The organism is Klebsiella sp. 2680, from assembly GCF_900198535.1.
Classification (GTDB): domain Bacteria; phylum Pseudomonadota; class Gammaproteobacteria; order Enterobacterales; family Enterobacteriaceae; genus Klebsiella; species Klebsiella indica.
In genome coordinates, this window is sequence record NZ_FZNJ01000004.1 from 190,858 (window position 1) to 204,955 (window position 14,098).

At 53.7% G+C, this 14,098-nt stretch carries 19 protein-coding genes; 6 read left to right on the forward strand and 13 right to left on the reverse strand.

Annotated elements, in window-relative coordinates; all coding sequences use genetic code 11:
* Nucleotides 1–246: 246 nt before the first annotated feature.
* Entirely contained in the window at nt 247–909 is a 663-nt protein-coding gene (locus tag FN037_RS18065; RefSeq protein ID WP_142502872.1) for a LysM-like peptidoglycan-binding domain-containing protein, read from the forward strand.
* A gap of 172 nt (nt 910–1,081) precedes the next feature.
* Here the strand turns inward: FN037_RS18065 and rplI are convergent, their stop codons facing one another.
* Genes rplI through rpsF form a run of 4 tightly spaced genes read right to left on the reverse strand, consistent with a single transcriptional unit; the run spans nt 1,082 to nt 2,520 of the window.
* Nucleotides 1,082–1,531: a 50S ribosomal protein L9 gene (rplI, locus tag FN037_RS18070; protein WP_142502873.1), complete on the reverse strand. Its 450-nt coding sequence runs from the start codon at nt 1,529–1,531 to the stop codon at nt 1,082–1,084.
* A gap of 41 nt (nt 1,532–1,572) precedes the next feature.
* Entirely contained in the window at nt 1,573–1,800 is a 228-nt protein-coding gene (gene rpsR, locus FN037_RS18075; protein ID WP_000135199.1) for a 30S ribosomal protein S18, read from the reverse strand.
* 4 nt (nt 1,801–1,804) lie between these two features.
* The gene (priB, locus tag FN037_RS18080) at nt 1,805–2,119 is read right to left on the reverse strand and encodes a primosomal replication protein N (RefSeq protein WP_138358634.1); all 315 of its coding nucleotides are present in this window, start codon (nt 2,117–2,119) and stop codon (nt 1,805–1,807) included.
* Between the two features lie 5 nt (nt 2,120–2,124).
* On the reverse strand, nt 2,125–2,520 hold the full coding sequence (rpsF, locus tag FN037_RS18085; protein ID WP_138358632.1) for a 30S ribosomal protein S6: 396 nt from the start codon (nt 2,518–2,520) through the stop codon (nt 2,125–2,127).
* 338 nt (nt 2,521–2,858) lie between these two features.
* Here rpsF and FN037_RS18090 point away from each other — a divergent pair, with 338 nt between their 5' ends.
* Complete coding sequence (locus FN037_RS18090) at nt 2,859–3,134, forward strand: DUF1471 domain-containing protein (protein WP_138358657.1); 276 nt, start codon at nt 2,859–2,861, stop codon at nt 3,132–3,134.
* A gap of 73 nt (nt 3,135–3,207) precedes the next feature.
* Here FN037_RS18090 and FN037_RS18095 read toward each other — a convergent pair whose 3' ends face one another.
* Genes FN037_RS18095 through ulaA form a run of 6 tightly spaced genes read right to left on the reverse strand, consistent with a single transcriptional unit; the run spans nt 3,208 to nt 7,616 of the window.
* Nucleotides 3,208–3,894 carry an L-ribulose-5-phosphate 4-epimerase gene (locus tag FN037_RS18095; protein ID WP_138358630.1) on the reverse strand — a complete coding sequence of 229 codons (687 nt, stop codon included), beginning with the start codon at nt 3,892–3,894 and terminating at the stop codon, nt 3,208–3,210.
* The gene (locus tag FN037_RS18100; RefSeq protein WP_142502874.1) at nt 3,894–4,748 is read right to left on the reverse strand and encodes an L-ribulose-5-phosphate 3-epimerase; all 855 of its coding nucleotides are present in this window, start codon (nt 4,746–4,748) and stop codon (nt 3,894–3,896) included. Before FN037_RS18100 ends, FN037_RS18095 begins: the two co-directional genes overlap by 1 nt.
* A gap of 9 nt (nt 4,749–4,757) precedes the next feature.
* A complete protein-coding gene (ulaD, locus tag FN037_RS18105; RefSeq protein ID WP_142502875.1) occupies nt 4,758–5,408 on the reverse strand; it encodes a 3-keto-L-gulonate-6-phosphate decarboxylase UlaD in 651 nt (216 codons plus the stop codon).
* 12 nt (nt 5,409–5,420) lie between these two features.
* Complete coding sequence (ulaC, locus tag FN037_RS18110; RefSeq protein ID WP_138358624.1) at nt 5,421–5,888, reverse strand: PTS ascorbate transporter subunit IIA; 468 nt, start codon at nt 5,886–5,888, stop codon at nt 5,421–5,423.
* A gap of 9 nt (nt 5,889–5,897) precedes the next feature.
* A complete protein-coding gene (gene ulaB / locus FN037_RS18115) occupies nt 5,898–6,203 on the reverse strand; it encodes a PTS ascorbate transporter subunit IIB (RefSeq protein ID WP_138358622.1) in 306 nt (101 codons plus the stop codon).
* A 12-nt stretch (nt 6,204–6,215) separates the two neighbouring features.
* Nucleotides 6,216–7,616 carry a PTS ascorbate transporter subunit IIC gene (gene ulaA / locus FN037_RS18120; protein WP_142502876.1) on the reverse strand — a complete coding sequence of 467 codons (1,401 nt, stop codon included), beginning with the start codon at nt 7,614–7,616 and terminating at the stop codon, nt 6,216–6,218.
* 365 nt (nt 7,617–7,981) lie between these two features.
* On the opposite strand from ulaA, the gene ulaG reads away from it, so the two are divergent.
* Both ulaG and ulaR read left to right on the forward strand, forming a co-directional pair.
* Nucleotides 7,982–9,046 carry an L-ascorbate 6-phosphate lactonase gene (gene ulaG, locus FN037_RS18125; RefSeq protein ID WP_138358618.1) on the forward strand — a complete coding sequence of 355 codons (1,065 nt, stop codon included), beginning with the start codon at nt 7,982–7,984 and terminating at the stop codon, nt 9,044–9,046.
* 117 nt (nt 9,047–9,163) lie between these two features.
* On the forward strand, nt 9,164–9,919 hold the full coding sequence (gene ulaR, locus FN037_RS18130; RefSeq protein WP_138358616.1) for an HTH-type transcriptional regulator UlaR: 756 nt from the start codon (nt 9,164–9,166) through the stop codon (nt 9,917–9,919).
* Here the strand turns inward: ulaR and yjfP are convergent.
* Nucleotides 9,916–10,632, reverse strand: coding sequence for an esterase (gene yjfP, locus FN037_RS18135; protein WP_142502877.1), 717 nt, complete (start codon nt 10,630–10,632; stop codon nt 9,916–9,918). The two genes, ulaR and yjfP, sit on opposite strands and share 4 nt — an antisense overlap.
* Before the next feature lie 176 nt (nt 10,633–10,808).
* Between yjfP and bsmA the strand changes: the two genes are divergently transcribed.
* Complete coding sequence (bsmA, locus tag FN037_RS18140; protein ID WP_138358612.1) at nt 10,809–11,144, forward strand: biofilm peroxide resistance protein BsmA; 336 nt, start codon at nt 10,809–10,811, stop codon at nt 11,142–11,144.
* Between the two features lie 131 nt (nt 11,145–11,275).
* The gene (locus FN037_RS18145) at nt 11,276–11,551 is read left to right on the forward strand and encodes a DUF1471 domain-containing protein (RefSeq protein WP_171034802.1); all 276 of its coding nucleotides are present in this window, start codon (nt 11,276–11,278) and stop codon (nt 11,549–11,551) included.
* Here FN037_RS18145 and FN037_RS18150 read toward each other — a convergent pair.
* Together FN037_RS18150 and rlmB are read right to left on the reverse strand one after the other, a co-directional pair.
* Complete coding sequence (locus FN037_RS18150; RefSeq protein ID WP_142502878.1) at nt 11,542–13,179, reverse strand: isovaleryl-CoA dehydrogenase; 1,638 nt, start codon at nt 13,177–13,179, stop codon at nt 11,542–11,544. The two genes, FN037_RS18145 and FN037_RS18150, sit on opposite strands and share 10 nt — an antisense overlap.
* 129 nt (nt 13,180–13,308) lie before the next feature.
* Nucleotides 13,309–14,040 carry a 23S rRNA (guanosine(2251)-2'-O)-methyltransferase RlmB gene (gene rlmB, locus FN037_RS18155; RefSeq protein ID WP_142502879.1) on the reverse strand — a complete coding sequence of 244 codons (732 nt, stop codon included), beginning with the start codon at nt 14,038–14,040 and terminating at the stop codon, nt 13,309–13,311.
* Nucleotides 14,041–14,098: the final 58 nt, after the last annotated feature.

Consider the following 14,098-nt stretch of genomic DNA (forward strand, 5'->3'; position numbering starts at 1 on the left):
GGGAACTCATGCTCTACGGATTTCAAACCACGAAAAAGCCGTGAGCAGAGAAAAGAGGTGGGAAGCATATCAGCCATAGCACGGCGGGTAAAACTTTGTCACCAGGATGATGACAAATCTAAGGGAAACAGAAACAATAGAGATATCAGGTTAACCTCACGAAACATATCTTTGTCTCGTTCTTCAGGACGTTAGCCATCTATACTCTAGAAAGCAGGATAAAATATGCGGAGCAGGAGGAAAGCCATGCCCGGGCGCTTTGAACTGACATCTACCCTGGCGAAGATCTGGCACGCCCCGGATCACATTCGCATTATGGATCCGTTACCGCCCATGCACCGTCGGGGCATCATTGTCGGCGCCCTGCTGGTGATCATCGGTATTCTGCTCCCTTCTGAGGATAACGCTCCCTCGGTTCAGGCGAGCCACGAGGCGAGTCTCGATCTACAATCCCAGTCGCAGCCGCAATCTGCAAGCCATCGGGCTGTCCCCCTGCCGCCAATCACCAATACGCCATCGGTCAACGATGCCAATCAGGTTGCACCTGTCTCTCCGGAGCCGATTCAGGAAGAGCCGACAGAGCAAGCGCCACGACAGACCGCGTCTCAGCCCCATCATCAACCTCAATCGGCCCCCGGCATAGAGCAGCAGTGGCGGACTTACCGCATTGAGTCAGGCAAAACCCTCGCACAACTGTTCCGCGATCATAACCTGCCGCCGACTGACGTTTACGCGATGGCGCAGGTAGAAGGCCCGGACAAACCGCTAAGTTCCCTGCAAACCGGGCAGTCGGTACAGATTCGCCAGAACGCAAATGGCGTGGTCACCGGGCTGGCGATCGATACCGACAACGGTCAACAGGTGCTGTTTACCCGCCAGTCAAACGGCAGCTTTATTCGTGCGCGCTAACGCCGTATTAATGCATTTTCGCCGCCGGGTCAGTGACCGGGCCTGCCGTTAACCCTTATCAACGCGCCCCGGGAAATAGCCGCTACGCACGTTCAGATAAAAAAACCGGGCAAACGCAGAAAAGCAAAACGCCGGCACAAGGCCGGCGTCTCGACGCGAACTGAAAAATAAATTATTCAGCTACAACGTTAACAACCAGTTTAGCGAAAACTTCGCTGTGAACCTGGAAGTCGACTTCATGCTCACCGGTGGTGCGCAGAACGCCGTTCGGCAGACGAACTTCGCTCTTCGCAACAGCAACGCCAGCTGCAGTAACAGCATCAGCGATGTCGCGGGTACCGATAGAACCGAACAGTTTACCTTCGTCGCCAGATTTAGACGCGATAGTAACGCTGCCCAGCGCGTTGATTGCTTCAGCGCGAGCGTTAGCAGCGCCCAGAACTTCTGCCAGTTTGGCTTCCAGTTCAGCACGGCGTGCTTCGAAGAACTCAACGTTTTTCTTGGTAGCTGGAACAGCTTTACCCTGCGGTACCAGGAAGTTACGAGCATAGCCCGCTTTAACGTTAACCTGATCACCCAGGCTACCCAGGTTTGCTACTTTATCAAGCAGAATAACTTGCATTACCTTATCCTCTCAAAGTCGTATTAATGGACCGTGACCGATTACTGATGACGATCAGTGTACGGCAGCAGGGACAGGTAGCGAGCGCGTTTGATGGCGCGTGCCAGCTGACGCTGATATTTTGCACGGGTACCGGTGATACGGCTCGGGACAATCTTACCGCTTTCGGTGATGTAGTTTTTCAGCGTAGCGATATCTTTATAGTCGATCTCTTGAACGCCTTCCGCGGTGAAACGGCAGAACTTGCGACGACGGAAATAACGTGCCATATGGCTAGTCTCCAGAATCTATCAATTCAATCTGCTCGGCATGCAGAACCATTTTACTCAGGCCGTTCTTTGCCTTGTGGCAAGAGATGAACCCTCGAACGGTTATGCGGCTGCCGACCGTTATACTGTGAGTAATGGCCTGGTTCTCGTGTCCGCTAACAATCACGGGCATCTGGCACCACGCCTGCCGGTGAAAACCGGCTTCCTCCTGCACTGAACGATGCTCAAGCACGAACTGGCAGTGTGGAATTCCTGACGGGCTGACCTTACGAAGTGGAGTCCTGCATACCATGCCGGACAGCTCCAGACGATTGGTCATCAGGATTACTCTTCAGAATCCCCAGCTTCAGAATCATCTGTGGTTTCGTTAGCGAAATCTTCGCGACGCTCACGGCGCTCGTCTTTCGCTTTAACCATCGGAGATGCTTCGGTAACGGCGTGCTTAGTACGCATTACCATGCTGCGGATAACGGCGTCGTTGAAGCGGAAGTTAGTTTCCAGCTCATCGATCACTTCCTGCGGCGCTTCAACGTTCAGCAGAACGTAGTGGGCTTTGTGCAGTTTGTTGATCGGATAAGCCAGCTGACGGCGGCCCCAGTCTTCCAGACGGTGGATCGTACCTTCTGCTGCAGTGATTGCACCAGTGTAACGTTCGATCATACCCGGAACCTGTTCGCTCTGGTCAGGATGGACCATAAAAACGATTTCGTAATGACGCATCGAATTGCTCCTTACGGATTATTCAGCCTCCTGTCTGGGTCAGCCGCGGCCCATGGAGGCAAGGAACGTGTTAAAGGGCGGCTGAAAAATTGACGCGTCATAATACGTGCGAGCGTGGATTAAGACAAGTGAATTGTGCAAACAATTCGCACTTAGCGCCAAACTCACCGCCGCCAGTGATTTAAAATTAACCAACGACAGAAACGACATTTTTTTGAACAACTGCATCAAAAATGGTCGCGATACGCCAGACAGGCAGCGATTACACTTAGATCAGAAATATCCATAACCCAAAGGAACCCAGGTTAACGTCAGGACTGTCGTAAGGAGAGCAGATGATGAAATCCATCCTCATAACCCTAATGGCAGCGCTTTTGTTAAGCGCCAACGCGCAGGCTGCTATTAAAATCGACGCCCGCCAGGCCCGTAACATGGACGATGTGCAAAGCCTCGGCGTTATTTATATCAATCACAATATCGCTACTGAACAGGAAGCGGAGCAGGCGCTTAATCAACAGAGCGACGCTCAGGGCGCGAAGTATTTTCAGCCGATCCTGATTCATGAGCCCGGAAGCCACGGCCTGATTCACGCAAGCGCGGTCATTTACCGCTAATGCTTCGCCTCTCGACTTCGCTCTGTATAAGGGCGAAGCCGTAAGACGATGACGAACGATTTTTCCGCGTCTTTCACTTCTGTCCATAATAGGCGTTTGGCCCGTGTTTACGCATAAAATGTTTGTTCATCAGCCAGCTATCAATAGGCTTCAGTTGCGGATTAATACCGCAAGCAATCCACGCCATCCGCGCCACCTCTTCCATTACTACCGCGTTGTGCACTGCCTCGTGCGCATCCTTACCCCAGGCAAAAGGCCCGTGCTGGTACACCACAATGCCCGGCGTATGTAGCGGTTCTGCCTCGCCCAGGGTTTCGATAATCACCCTGCCGGTGTTCAGTTCGTAAGCCTCTTCAACTTCGCTGGCGCATAGTGCTCTGGTGCAGGGAATATCGCCAAAGAAGTAGTCCGCATGGGTCGTTCCCAGCGCGGGAATGGCCAGGCCCGCCTGCGCCCAGGCCGTCGCATGGGTCGAGTGAGTATGCACCACGCCGCCGAGGCCCGGATAGCGACGATATAACGCCAGATGCGTCGCGGTATCGGAAGAAGGGCGATATTCTCCTTCAACCACATTGCCATCCATATCCACAATGACCATATCATTCACTTTCATGCTCTCGTAGGCCACGCCGCTGGGCTTAATCGCCACCAGCCCGCGTTCACGATCAATGGCGCTGACGTTACCCCATGTAAAAGTCACCAGTCCGTAGCGCGGTAAATCCATATTGGCGTCAAAGACCTGCTGTTTGAGCGTCTGCATTATGCTACCTCCAGCAGGCCTGCGCTGACCATCCGCGCTTTCACCCAATCGCGCGCTTTCACCACCTCCGCCGCCGGATCGTCAGTGGTTTCACTCCACATTTCGATCAGCCAGGGGCCACAGTAGCCGCACTGCTTGAGCGTCGTAAAACAGCGCTCAAAATCCACTATCCCTTCGCCGAACGGCACGTTTTTAAACACGCCGGGTTTCGTGTCTTTAACATGCACCGCCACGATATGCCCCATCCCGGCCTGAAGCTCCATCTGCACGTCGTTATCCCACGCAGAGAGATTGCCGATATCCGGGTAGATCTGGAACCATGGATTATTCAGATAGTGGGCGTAGCCCAGCGCCTTGCTGATGGAATTCATCAGCGGATAATCCATAATCTCCATCGCCAGCGTCACCTGCGCGCGGCTCGCCATCCTGACACTCTCTTGCAATCCATCACGGAAACGACAGCGCGTCTCGTTGTTGGCTTCCTGATAGTAAACGTCATAACCCGCAAGCTGGATGACGCGGATACCCACATCCTGGGCCAGCTGGATGGCTTTACGCATAATGTCCAGCCCCTGTGCCCGCACTACGTCATCTTCGCTACCGAGCGGAAAACGTCGATGAGCGCTCAGGCACATAGAAGGGACGCGAATCCCGGTTTCCGCAATCGCGCTGACCAGCGCCAGGCGTTGTTCCCGGTTCCAGTCGAGCCGCGCCAGGCGAGCGTCGGTTTCATCTACCGACATTTCGACGAAGTCAAAACCTAATTCTTTCGCCAGCCGCAGGCGCTCCAGCCAGCACTCCCCGGCGGGGAGCGCTTTTTCATAAATGCCGAGCGGAACTTTTTTCGACAGCATATCCGCTCCTTAGCCCCAAATCTGGGCAATGGAACGTTTAAACTGCCGTGCAGCTTCGACCGGAGAAGCCGCGTCGCGAATACTGCGGCCGGCGATAAAGACGTGAATCGGAATCCCCTGGAACAGCGGCAAATCGTCCAGTGCCAGACCACCGGTTACGGTGACTTTAAATCCCATCTCAGACAGGCGTTTGATCGCGCTGATATCCGCTTCGCCCCACGCTACGCCTGCGGCCTGCGCATCGCGGCTACGGTGATAAACCACCTGCTGAATACCTGCTTCACGCCACGCCTGCGCCTGCTCCCAGGTCCAGTAGCCGGTCAGTTCGATCTGGACATCGCCGTCAAACGCTTTCGCCACATCCAGCGCACCTTTAGCAGTGTTGATATCGGCACAGCAGATCACCGTCACCCAGTCGGCGTTGGCTTCGAAGCACATACGGGAGAGGATTTTACCGGCATCGGCAATTTTGGCGTCCGCCAGCACGATTTTATGCGGATACAGCGCCTTCAGGTCGCGCACGGCGCGCACACCCTCGGCGACGCAAAGGATGGTTCCGACTTCGATAATATCGACTTCTTCGGCAATCAGACGCGTCGTTTCATACGCAGAAGACATGGTTTGGTTATCCAGCGCAACCTGTAACATAGGTAATGACATGTGATGTTCCTTTTAAACAGCCGCCGCATTGGCGTTATCGATTAAATCAAGAACGTCCTGCTCAGTGCGGCAGGCGCGTAAACGGTCGAAATTCGCTTCGTCTTCAAACAGGTTAACGATCTGCATGATGCCCACTTCCTGGTGGGTAGTGGCATCGACGGCCGCCATGGTGATCAGAATATCGACCGGATCGTTATCCTCATGATTGAAAATCAGCGGCGTTTTTAAGGTCACCAGCGCAAAGCCGGTTTTCTTGACGCCCTCTTCCGGACGCCCGTGGGGCATCGCCAGACCGGGTGCAATCACAAAATAAGGGCCATGTTGAGCAACGCCATCCAGAATGGCCTGGTAGTAGCGCGGCTCGACCACATCGGCTTTAACCAGTAAATCAACGCCCAGCTTTACCGCTTCCTGCCATGTGCTGGCATCGGCCTGTAAAAGGATGGAATTATTCTCCACAAGAGAATCACGTAATTTCATTTGCCATCCTTACTTCATATCCTGCGGAAAATGCGCTTTGATCACTTCCAGCAGTTTCGGGCCAAAATCCGCAGGCGACAGCATATTGCGTACGCCAACCACATATTTATTGCCGGAAACGCTAATCTCACCGGCGATATGGGTGGAGGCGATGATGATATCCGCGCCGCTTAATTCGCTTTTATATTCACCCACCGCGCAACTGTTCACCGTGTGATCGATATTTGACTGGGTCAAAAACTGGTCCACTTTCATCTTCATGATCATGGAACTCCCTTGCCCGTTGCCACATACAGCCAGAATACGTACGGTCATCGTCAGAACTCCTTATTGGGCAGAAGAATCTGCCAGTTGTTTTTCCGCGTCCTCTTCAGCACGCAGCGAGCGCCCTGCAAAGAACATATAAGCCAGCGCAATAATGATCATGACGACCATAAACGCGATGCCGACAGAGGCAAAACCCTGCATCATCGGCGGCGCCAGAATCGACCAGTCCGCCATCCCCATCCAGGCGCTCATGCCGGTAAGCTTGACCGCCCAGACGCAGCCAAAGATTTCAATCATCCCCATCACCAGACAAATCTTCAGCGCCGCACGCCAGCCGCCGAAGTGATTAGCGAAGACACCGATGGTCGCGTTAGAGAAGAACATCGGGATAAAGCCCGGGATAATCAGAATGGAAGAGCCACAGCCCACCAGAATACCGACAGCGATCAGCTGGCCGATGGTTCCCCACATAAAACCCCAGACGACGGCGTTTGGCGCGAAGCTATAAATCGCCGCGCAGTCAATCGCCAGAACGGCGCCTGGGATCAAGCGCTGGGAGATGCCATTAAACGCTTCGGAGAGTTCAGCAACGAACATACGAACGCCCTGGGTGATGATGAAAATAGCCACAGCAAATGAAAAACCGGTTTGCAGGATATAGACCGTCCAGTGGGTTTTCCCCGCCATCGCCTGTACGGTATTGATACCGAAAGAGAGGAGAATCGCGCCGAAGAAAACGGTCATCACAATCGCCGTTGAGACGATATTGTCATGGAAGATATGCAGCCAGCCCGGCAGTTTAAGATCTTCAACGCTCTCTTCTTTTTTCCCCAGATACGGCGCAACCTTATAAGCAATCCATGACGCGAACTGTTGCTGGTGACCAATGGAGAAACCGCAGCCGTCGGTCACATCCTGGGTTGGCTTATACATCATATTGGAAGTGATCCCCCAGTAGAGCGACACCAGCACCGCGGTGCAGATAATGGTGGTCCACATTGGGTAACCGAAGATATAGAAAAAAACGGCAATCAGCCCGGCCTGCTGGAACATGATGTGCCCGGTCAGCATGATGGTACGGATACCAGTAATACGCCGCAGCAGGACATAGCAGATGTTCAGCGCCAGCGCCAAAAGCACCGCATAGCCGACCCAACTGTATGCATTCCCCATCCGCTCAATCGTCGCCATCATCGAAGCGTAAGTATCAGAGATAGCGCCGTTAATACCGTAGACCTCGGACATTTTCGCCACCACGGGTTTAAAGGTGCTGGTCAGAATGCCGGACCCCGCCTGCAACAACATGAAGCCGATGATGGTTTTAATCGTGCCTTTAACAATAACGCCTGCGTTTTTACGCAACAGGATATAGCCCAGGCAGGTCACAATCCCCAACAGCAGCGGGGCGTTAGTCATGACCTGATTAAAGAAAACGGTAAAGATGTTGTAGAGAATCTCCATAACACACTCCAGAAGGTGGACGCGCTGAACTCAGGCTACGCCCAGGATTTGTTGTTGCAAACACTCTAATAATCAAAAATAATCACAACAAGATTATATTTGATTAAATGTGACGCACACCGCAAATAATCATTTAATCTGTTGTTGTAGTAATTCTCATTTAACAAAAATAAAAAATAATCAATTAAAATCAATTAAATAAAATTTAATGCGTATCATAAAGTAAGCCTGTTCCACCGTCTAACCCTCCATCACTGTCCTGTAAAGGACAAAACTCAGGATTGCATTCCTGAATAAATGATGACAGTATTTGTCAAAGCAAATCATTAAATGATTACTTGTGATAACCATTGAGGGAAAAATCAATGAGTAAAGTACAAACCATCACCCGCGAATCATGGATTCTGAACACGTTTCCGGAATGGGGTAGCTGGCTAAATGAAGAGATTGAACAAGAGCAGGTTGCACCGGGTACTTTTGCCATGTGGTGGCTGGGTTGTACGGGCATCTGGCTGAAATCGGCGGGCGGAGCCAATATCTGCGTCGATTTCTGGTGCGGTACCGGCAAGCAAAGCCACGGTAATCCGCTGATGAAAACGGGCCATCAGATGCAGCGCATGGCGGGTGTCAAGAAGCTCCAGCCCAACCTGCGTACCACGCCGTTTGTTCTGGATCCATTCGCCATTCGCCAGATTGATGCCGTACTGGCCACCCACGATCATAACGATCATATCGATGTAAACGTTGCGGCCGCCGTGATGCAGAACTGCGCCGATAACGTACCGTTTATCGGGCCGCAAACCTGCGTCGATCTGTGGATTGGCTGGGGCGTACCGGAAGCGCGCTGCATCGTAGTGAAACCGGGCGATGTAGTGAAAGTGAAAGACGTGGCGATCCATGCCCTTGATGCTTTTGACCGTACTGCGTTGATTACTTTACCGGTCGATCAAAAAGCGGCGGGCATACTGCCGGATGGCATGGATCGGCGCGCGGTGAACTATCTGTTTAAAACATCGGGCGGCAACCTGTATCACAGCGGTGATTCCCACTACTCCAACTACTATGCGAAGCACGGTAATGAGCACCAGATCGATGTGGCGTTAGGTTCTTATGGCGAGAACCCGCGTGGTATTACCGACAAAATGACCAGCGCTGATATTCTGCGTATGGCGGAGTCGCTGAATACCAAAGTCGTGATCCCGTTCCATCACGATATCTGGTCAAACTTCCAGGCGGACCCGCAGGAAATCCGCGTGTTGTGGGAGATGAAGAAAGATCGGCTGAAGTACGGCTTTAAGCCTTTCATCTGGCAGGTTGGCGGGAAGTTCACCTGGCCGCTGGATAAAGACAACTTCGAATACCACTATCCACGGGGATTCGACGACTGCTTCACCATGGAACCGGACCTGCCCTTCAAGTCCTTCCTGTAAGCCTTCTTCGGCGAGCGATTAACGATTAGCGCTCGCCGGAAATTATTCCGTCGGCATTAGTATTTTCACCTGATTTCAAATATCATCTTTGCTTATCACTTTTAATCGGATTTGCTCATGACGGAAGCGCAAAGACATCAAATTTTACTGGATTTGCTGGCACAAACGGGATTTGTCACCGTGGAGCAGGTGATTTCCCGGCTGGGAATTTCTCCGGCGACGGCGCGTCGCGATATCAATAAACTCGATGACAGCGGCAAACTGAAAAAAGTCCGCAATGGCGCGGAAGCAATTAGCGAACAGCGTCCGCGCTGGTCGCCAATGAATATTCATCAGGCGCAAAACCATGACGAAAAAGTACGCATCGCCCACGCGGCTTCGCAACTGGTTAACCCTGGTGAAAGCATCGTCATCAACTGCGGGTCGACCGCCTTTCTGCTTGGTCAGGAACTGTGCGGTAAACCGGTGCAGATCATCACTAACTATCTGCCGCTGGCTAATTATCTGATCGATCAGGAACACGACAGCGTTATCATTATGGGCGGTCAGTATAACCGCAGCCACTCCATCACCCTGAGCCCACAGGGCAGTGAAAACAGCCTGTATGCCGGGCACTGGATGTTCACCAGCGGCAAAGGACTGACTGCCGAAGGGCTCTATAAAACCGATATGCTCACGGCGATGGCGGAGCAGAAGATGCTTAACGTCGTCGGTAAACTCGCGGTGCTGGTCGATAGCAGTAAAGTCGGGGAACGCGCCGGAATGCTGTTCAGCCAGGCCGGGCAAATCGACCTGGTGATTACGGGAAAACAGGCCAATGAAGCGATCCTCAGACAGCTTGAGGATCAGGGCGTCAAGGTCATTCGCGTTTAAAGATGACGCTGGAAAAATGCCACCGTCGCCGCTAACGCTTCAGGCGTAATGCGGTGACGGACGCCTTTCTGCCAGATGCAGGTCAAATTGTCGGCCAGATCGTTTTGCTGCAACGCCTGCTGAAGACGGAGCGTCTCGTCCGGCGGCACAACATCATCTTCATCGCCGTGCCAGAGCAGCAGCGGCCGACTGGCAAGCGTCGCCAGTTGCTGGCTGACGTCCCACTCCGCCAGTTGTTCTGCACGCAGTGAAGGTGAAGGGAAAAGCGCCTGTGAGAGTGAGCTGAAATAGCCAGACCCCATCAGGCAGGCCACGCATTTCAGCTCCGGATGATGCGTCATCACGCCCAGGGCCGTCATGCCGCCCATTGACGCTCCGGCAACTGCCAGCCTGTCGTCGGCAAGCCATCCCTGAGCGCGAATCGCCTCCTGCAATGCCGGGAATTCGACAAAATTCTGCATCAGGATCGGCCAGAAGCGCTGCATTCGCCCTTGTGCGTCCCCTTGATAGCGCGCACCGTGTTCCGCCGCATCAGGTATAATAACCCGAAACCCGGCCTCCGCCAGCGCAACGGCAAAATAGCTATAGACCAGCTTAGAAGAGGTAAAGCCGTGATAAAATACGATACACGGCAATGGTGTATCCGCTGCGTTCTGCGGGTATGCGTGGAGAACATCCCCACCCGCAAGGTCACGCATTTCTAGTGCAATCATTTACCGTCTCCCTTCTCTATAGTGATGTTTTGTTATTACTCAAGTAACTTGTTCGCACATAGCGCATAATCTTGAGAAGCAGATTACGCTTTCACGATATTTTCATTCGAAAATCGCGTACCGGATAACACTTCGGGAACATTCCCCGAAAATGACATTAAGGCTACCACTACACTATGACTATCAGGAAACGAGATAGGGTTATGCGTAGGTTTACACCGTGGTTACTGGCTATCGCCTTAACTGGCTGTAGCGCCCTACAAGGGACGCCAGAAGCGCCGCCGCCAGCAACCGACCATCCGCAAGAGATCCCGCGTAACCAGACGAAGGGTCTGCAGAAGATGGGGACGGTGAGCGTATTACTGTACGGCTCGCCGATGGATGTAGAAGCTGCGCTAAAGGCCAAAGCAGAGGCCGCTAAAGCGGAATACTATGTCATCATCATGATTGATGACACCCAGGTTCCCGGTCAGTGGTATTCGCAGGCAATTTTATACCGAAAATCGCGGTAATCTTTAAGCCAGCTTTACTTTGCTTTGCATCCATTCACATTCTCCTGTGCATAATACTGTTCAGCCAGCGGTAATTCTGGCGGGACGCCAGTAACGGGATGCCCTCAGGACGATGTGAAATGGAGCTGACGATGAAAAGAACCTTTACTCTACCCGGCATGATGCTGGCCCCCGTCACCGCCAATACTTCTGCCCAGCCAGCAGAATTGGCCAGCGCCGATTGCGTAACGGGCCTGAATGAAATTGGTCTGATTTGCGTTAACAACATCTCCGGTAGTCAACAGGATGTGGAACACGCTATCGCTGTGCAGGCCGATGAGCATGGCGCATCCTGGTATCGTATTGTTCAGATGTACGAAGATCAGCAACCAGATAACTGGCGGGTACAGGCCATTCTCTACGCCTGAGGCGCCTGGCGACCACGTCCCATTGCCCGTAATAATAAATCGTCCAGCGTCTGCGCATCCAGGCGCATACCACCGCGCGTGTCGAGCATCATACGGCACCATGACTCAGCCAACGGTGGCGAAGCGAAGCGCAATACCTGCGCGCCAACCCCAAGCAGATAAACCAGCCGGGTAATCTCTCGCCCCTGCTCTTCCGGAGGCCGCCGCAGCCTTTGTTGCAACTGCCGCCAGGTGCGATCGAAATGGCGATTCTGTCCTTTCACCTCCGCACATTCCGCCGCCAGAAGCTCCAGCGCCTGGGGTTGCTTGATGAGAACGCGCATCACATCAAGACACATAATATTGCCCGACCCTTCCCAGATACTGTTTACCGGCATTTCACGATATAAACGCGGTAATTCGCTCTCTTCGCAGTAGCCTGCGCCCCCCACAACCTCCATCGCCTCGGCGACAAACGACATCCCGGATTTGCAGATAGCAAACTTCGCCGCTGGCGTGAACAGCCTTGCCCACAGTGCCTCCTGCACATCGGTACGCCTGTCCCAGGCGCGCGCAAGACGGAACAAAAAGGCCGTTTGCCCTTCGAGTTGCAATGCCATCTGGCCTAGTACCTGACGCATCATCGGCTGATCGGCCAGATTTTTACCAAACGCCTGACGGCGCATAGCGTGATAGAGCGCCACCGAATAGGCCCGGCGCATCAGCGCGTGGCTACCCAGGGCACAATCAAAGCGAGTCAGCCCCCCCATTTTGAGGATTTGCCGAACGCCATCGCCCTCTTCGCCTACCAGCCAACCGCAGGCGTCGAAGAATTCAACTTCGCTACTGGCGTTTGACCGGTTACCCAGCTTCTCTTTCAGCCTTTCCAGGCGAACACCGTTGCGCTGGCCGTCCGGCAGCAGGCGCGGGACAAAAAAGCAGGATAACCCGGCCGACGTCTGCGCCAGCACCAGATGGGCATCACTTTGCGGGACCGAAAAAAACCACTTATGCCCGACAAGATGATAAAAACCTTCGGCGGTTTTCTCCGCTCGCGTGGTATTGCTCAGAACATCAGACCCCCCCTGCTTTTCGGTCATGCCCATGCCAATAAGTAGCCCGCGCTTCTGGCTGCCCGGCACCAGATGGGAATCATAGCGATCGCTTAACAAGGGGGATAACCAGTCGCTAAATAGCCTGGGTAATGAACGTTGTAGCAGCGGGATCGCGGCAAAAGTCATCGTGATGGGGCATAAGGTCCCCGCCTCTACCTGGGCATGCAGCATAAAGCGGGCGGCCCGAGCGACAAAAGCGCCTTCACGCACCTCTTCCTGCCAGGCGAGATTATGTACCCGGTTTGAGCACAATCCCTGCATCAGCAGGTGCCACGCAGGATGAAAACGCACATCGTCAAGGCGCGAGCCCGTCGCATCGTAGCGCAGCAGTTCCGGCGGGTTGCTGTTGGCCAGGCGACCCAGTTCCAGTGATTCTGCCGTCCCCAGCTGTTGGCCAATGCTCGTCAGAAGATCGCCATCCCAGCCCGCGCCTTCACGCACTACGGCTTCACGCAGAGCGCTATCGGACAAGAATAAGTTACTGTTACACAGCGGCGTAGGTTGGTTGAATACCGTGTGAGTTTGCCAGTGCATGGTGTTTCCCTCCTTCAATGGCGTCGCCATTAAGTATGGTCACCGGGAACAAACCACGCCCGCGAAAGCAGTCACAAAAAAACCATCCCGAAGGATGGTTTGGGGCTTTTGGTTTTATAGCGGCTTTAATTAGCTGCGCTGGCGTACCGCTTCAAACAGGCAAATCCCGGTGGCGACAGATACATTCAGCGACGAAACGCTACCGGCCATGGGAATACTGATTAATTCATCGCAGTGCTCGCGGGTCAGGCGACGCATACCTTCGCCTTCCGCCCCCATCACCAGCGCCAGCGAGCCGGTCATTTTGCTCTGGAACAGCGTATGGTCGGCCTCGCCGGCGGTGCCGACGATCCAGACGTTCTCTTCCTGCAGCAGGCGCATGGTGCGCGCCAGGTTGGTAACGCGGATCAACGGAACATTTTCCGCCGCCCCGCAGGCCACTTTTTTCGCCGTAGCATTCAGCTGCGCGGAGCGATCTTTCGGCACAATCACCGCATGCACGCCAGCGGCATCGGCGCTCCGCAAACAGGCGCCGAGATTGTGCGGATCGGTCACGCCGTCGAGGATCAAAAAGAACGGCTGATCGAGAGAGGCGATCAGATCCGGCAGATCGTTCTCCTGGTACTGACGCCCGGGCTTCACGCGGGCAATAATTCCCTGATGAACGGCACCCTCGCTTTTCTCATCAAGGAACTGACGGCTGGCGACCTGAATCACCACCCCCTGTGCTTCCAGGACATGGATCAGCGGCAGAAGGCGCTTATCCTCGCGGCCTTTCAGAATAAAAACCTCCTGAAAGCGCTCAGGAGCGCGTTCCAGCAGTGCCTGCACCGCGTGGATGCCGTAAATCATTTCACTCATTTATCTACTCGTTTTAATTTCTGTTATCAGTTCCCTTTCTCCGCTCTTCCCGCGATAC

What these genes read in the sequence shown, in the direction of transcription:
- FN037_RS18065 (WP_142502872.1), top strand. Translation starts at nt 247, where the DNA reads ATGCCCGGGCGCTTTGAACTGACATCTACCCTGGCGAAGATCTGGCAC.
- rplI (WP_142502873.1), bottom strand. Translation starts at nt 1,531, where the DNA reads ATGCAAGTTATTCTGCTTGATAAAGTAGCAAACCTGGGTAGCCTGGGT.
- rpsR (WP_000135199.1), bottom strand. Translation starts at nt 1,800, where the DNA reads ATGGCACGTTATTTCCGTCGTCGCAAGTTCTGCCGTTTCACCGCGGAA.
- priB (WP_138358634.1), bottom strand. Translation starts at nt 2,119, where the DNA reads ATGACCAATCGTCTGGAGCTGTCCGGCATGGTATGCAGGACTCCACTT.
- rpsF (WP_138358632.1), bottom strand. Translation starts at nt 2,520, where the DNA reads ATGCGTCATTACGAAATCGTTTTTATGGTCCATCCTGACCAGAGCGAA.
- FN037_RS18090 (WP_138358657.1), top strand. Translation starts at nt 2,859, where the DNA reads ATGAAATCCATCCTCATAACCCTAATGGCAGCGCTTTTGTTAAGCGCC.
- FN037_RS18095 (WP_138358630.1), bottom strand. Translation starts at nt 3,894, where the DNA reads ATGCAGACGCTCAAACAGCAGGTCTTTGACGCCAATATGGATTTACCG.
- FN037_RS18100 (WP_142502874.1), bottom strand. Translation starts at nt 4,748, where the DNA reads ATGCTGTCGAAAAAAGTTCCGCTCGGCATTTATGAAAAAGCGCTCCCC.
- ulaD (WP_142502875.1), bottom strand. Translation starts at nt 5,408, where the DNA reads ATGTCATTACCTATGTTACAGGTTGCGCTGGATAACCAAACCATGTCT.
- ulaC (WP_138358624.1), bottom strand. Translation starts at nt 5,888, where the DNA reads ATGAAATTACGTGATTCTCTTGTGGAGAATAATTCCATCCTTTTACAG.
- ulaB (WP_138358622.1), bottom strand. Translation starts at nt 6,203, where the DNA reads ATGACCGTACGTATTCTGGCTGTATGTGGCAACGGGCAAGGGAGTTCC.
- ulaA (WP_142502876.1), bottom strand. Translation starts at nt 7,616, where the DNA reads ATGGAGATTCTCTACAACATCTTTACCGTTTTCTTTAATCAGGTCATG.
- ulaG (WP_138358618.1), top strand. Translation starts at nt 7,982, where the DNA reads ATGAGTAAAGTACAAACCATCACCCGCGAATCATGGATTCTGAACACG.
- ulaR (WP_138358616.1), top strand. Translation starts at nt 9,164, where the DNA reads ATGACGGAAGCGCAAAGACATCAAATTTTACTGGATTTGCTGGCACAA.
- yjfP (WP_142502877.1), bottom strand. Translation starts at nt 10,632, where the DNA reads ATGATTGCACTAGAAATGCGTGACCTTGCGGGTGGGGATGTTCTCCAC.
- bsmA (WP_138358612.1), top strand. Translation starts at nt 10,809, where the DNA reads ATGACTATCAGGAAACGAGATAGGGTTATGCGTAGGTTTACACCGTGG.
- FN037_RS18145 (WP_171034802.1), top strand. Translation starts at nt 11,276, where the DNA reads ATGAAAAGAACCTTTACTCTACCCGGCATGATGCTGGCCCCCGTCACC.
- FN037_RS18150 (WP_142502878.1), bottom strand. Translation starts at nt 13,179, where the DNA reads ATGCACTGGCAAACTCACACGGTATTCAACCAACCTACGCCGCTGTGT.
- rlmB (WP_142502879.1), bottom strand. Translation starts at nt 14,040, where the DNA reads ATGAGTGAAATGATTTACGGCATCCACGCGGTGCAGGCACTGCTGGAA.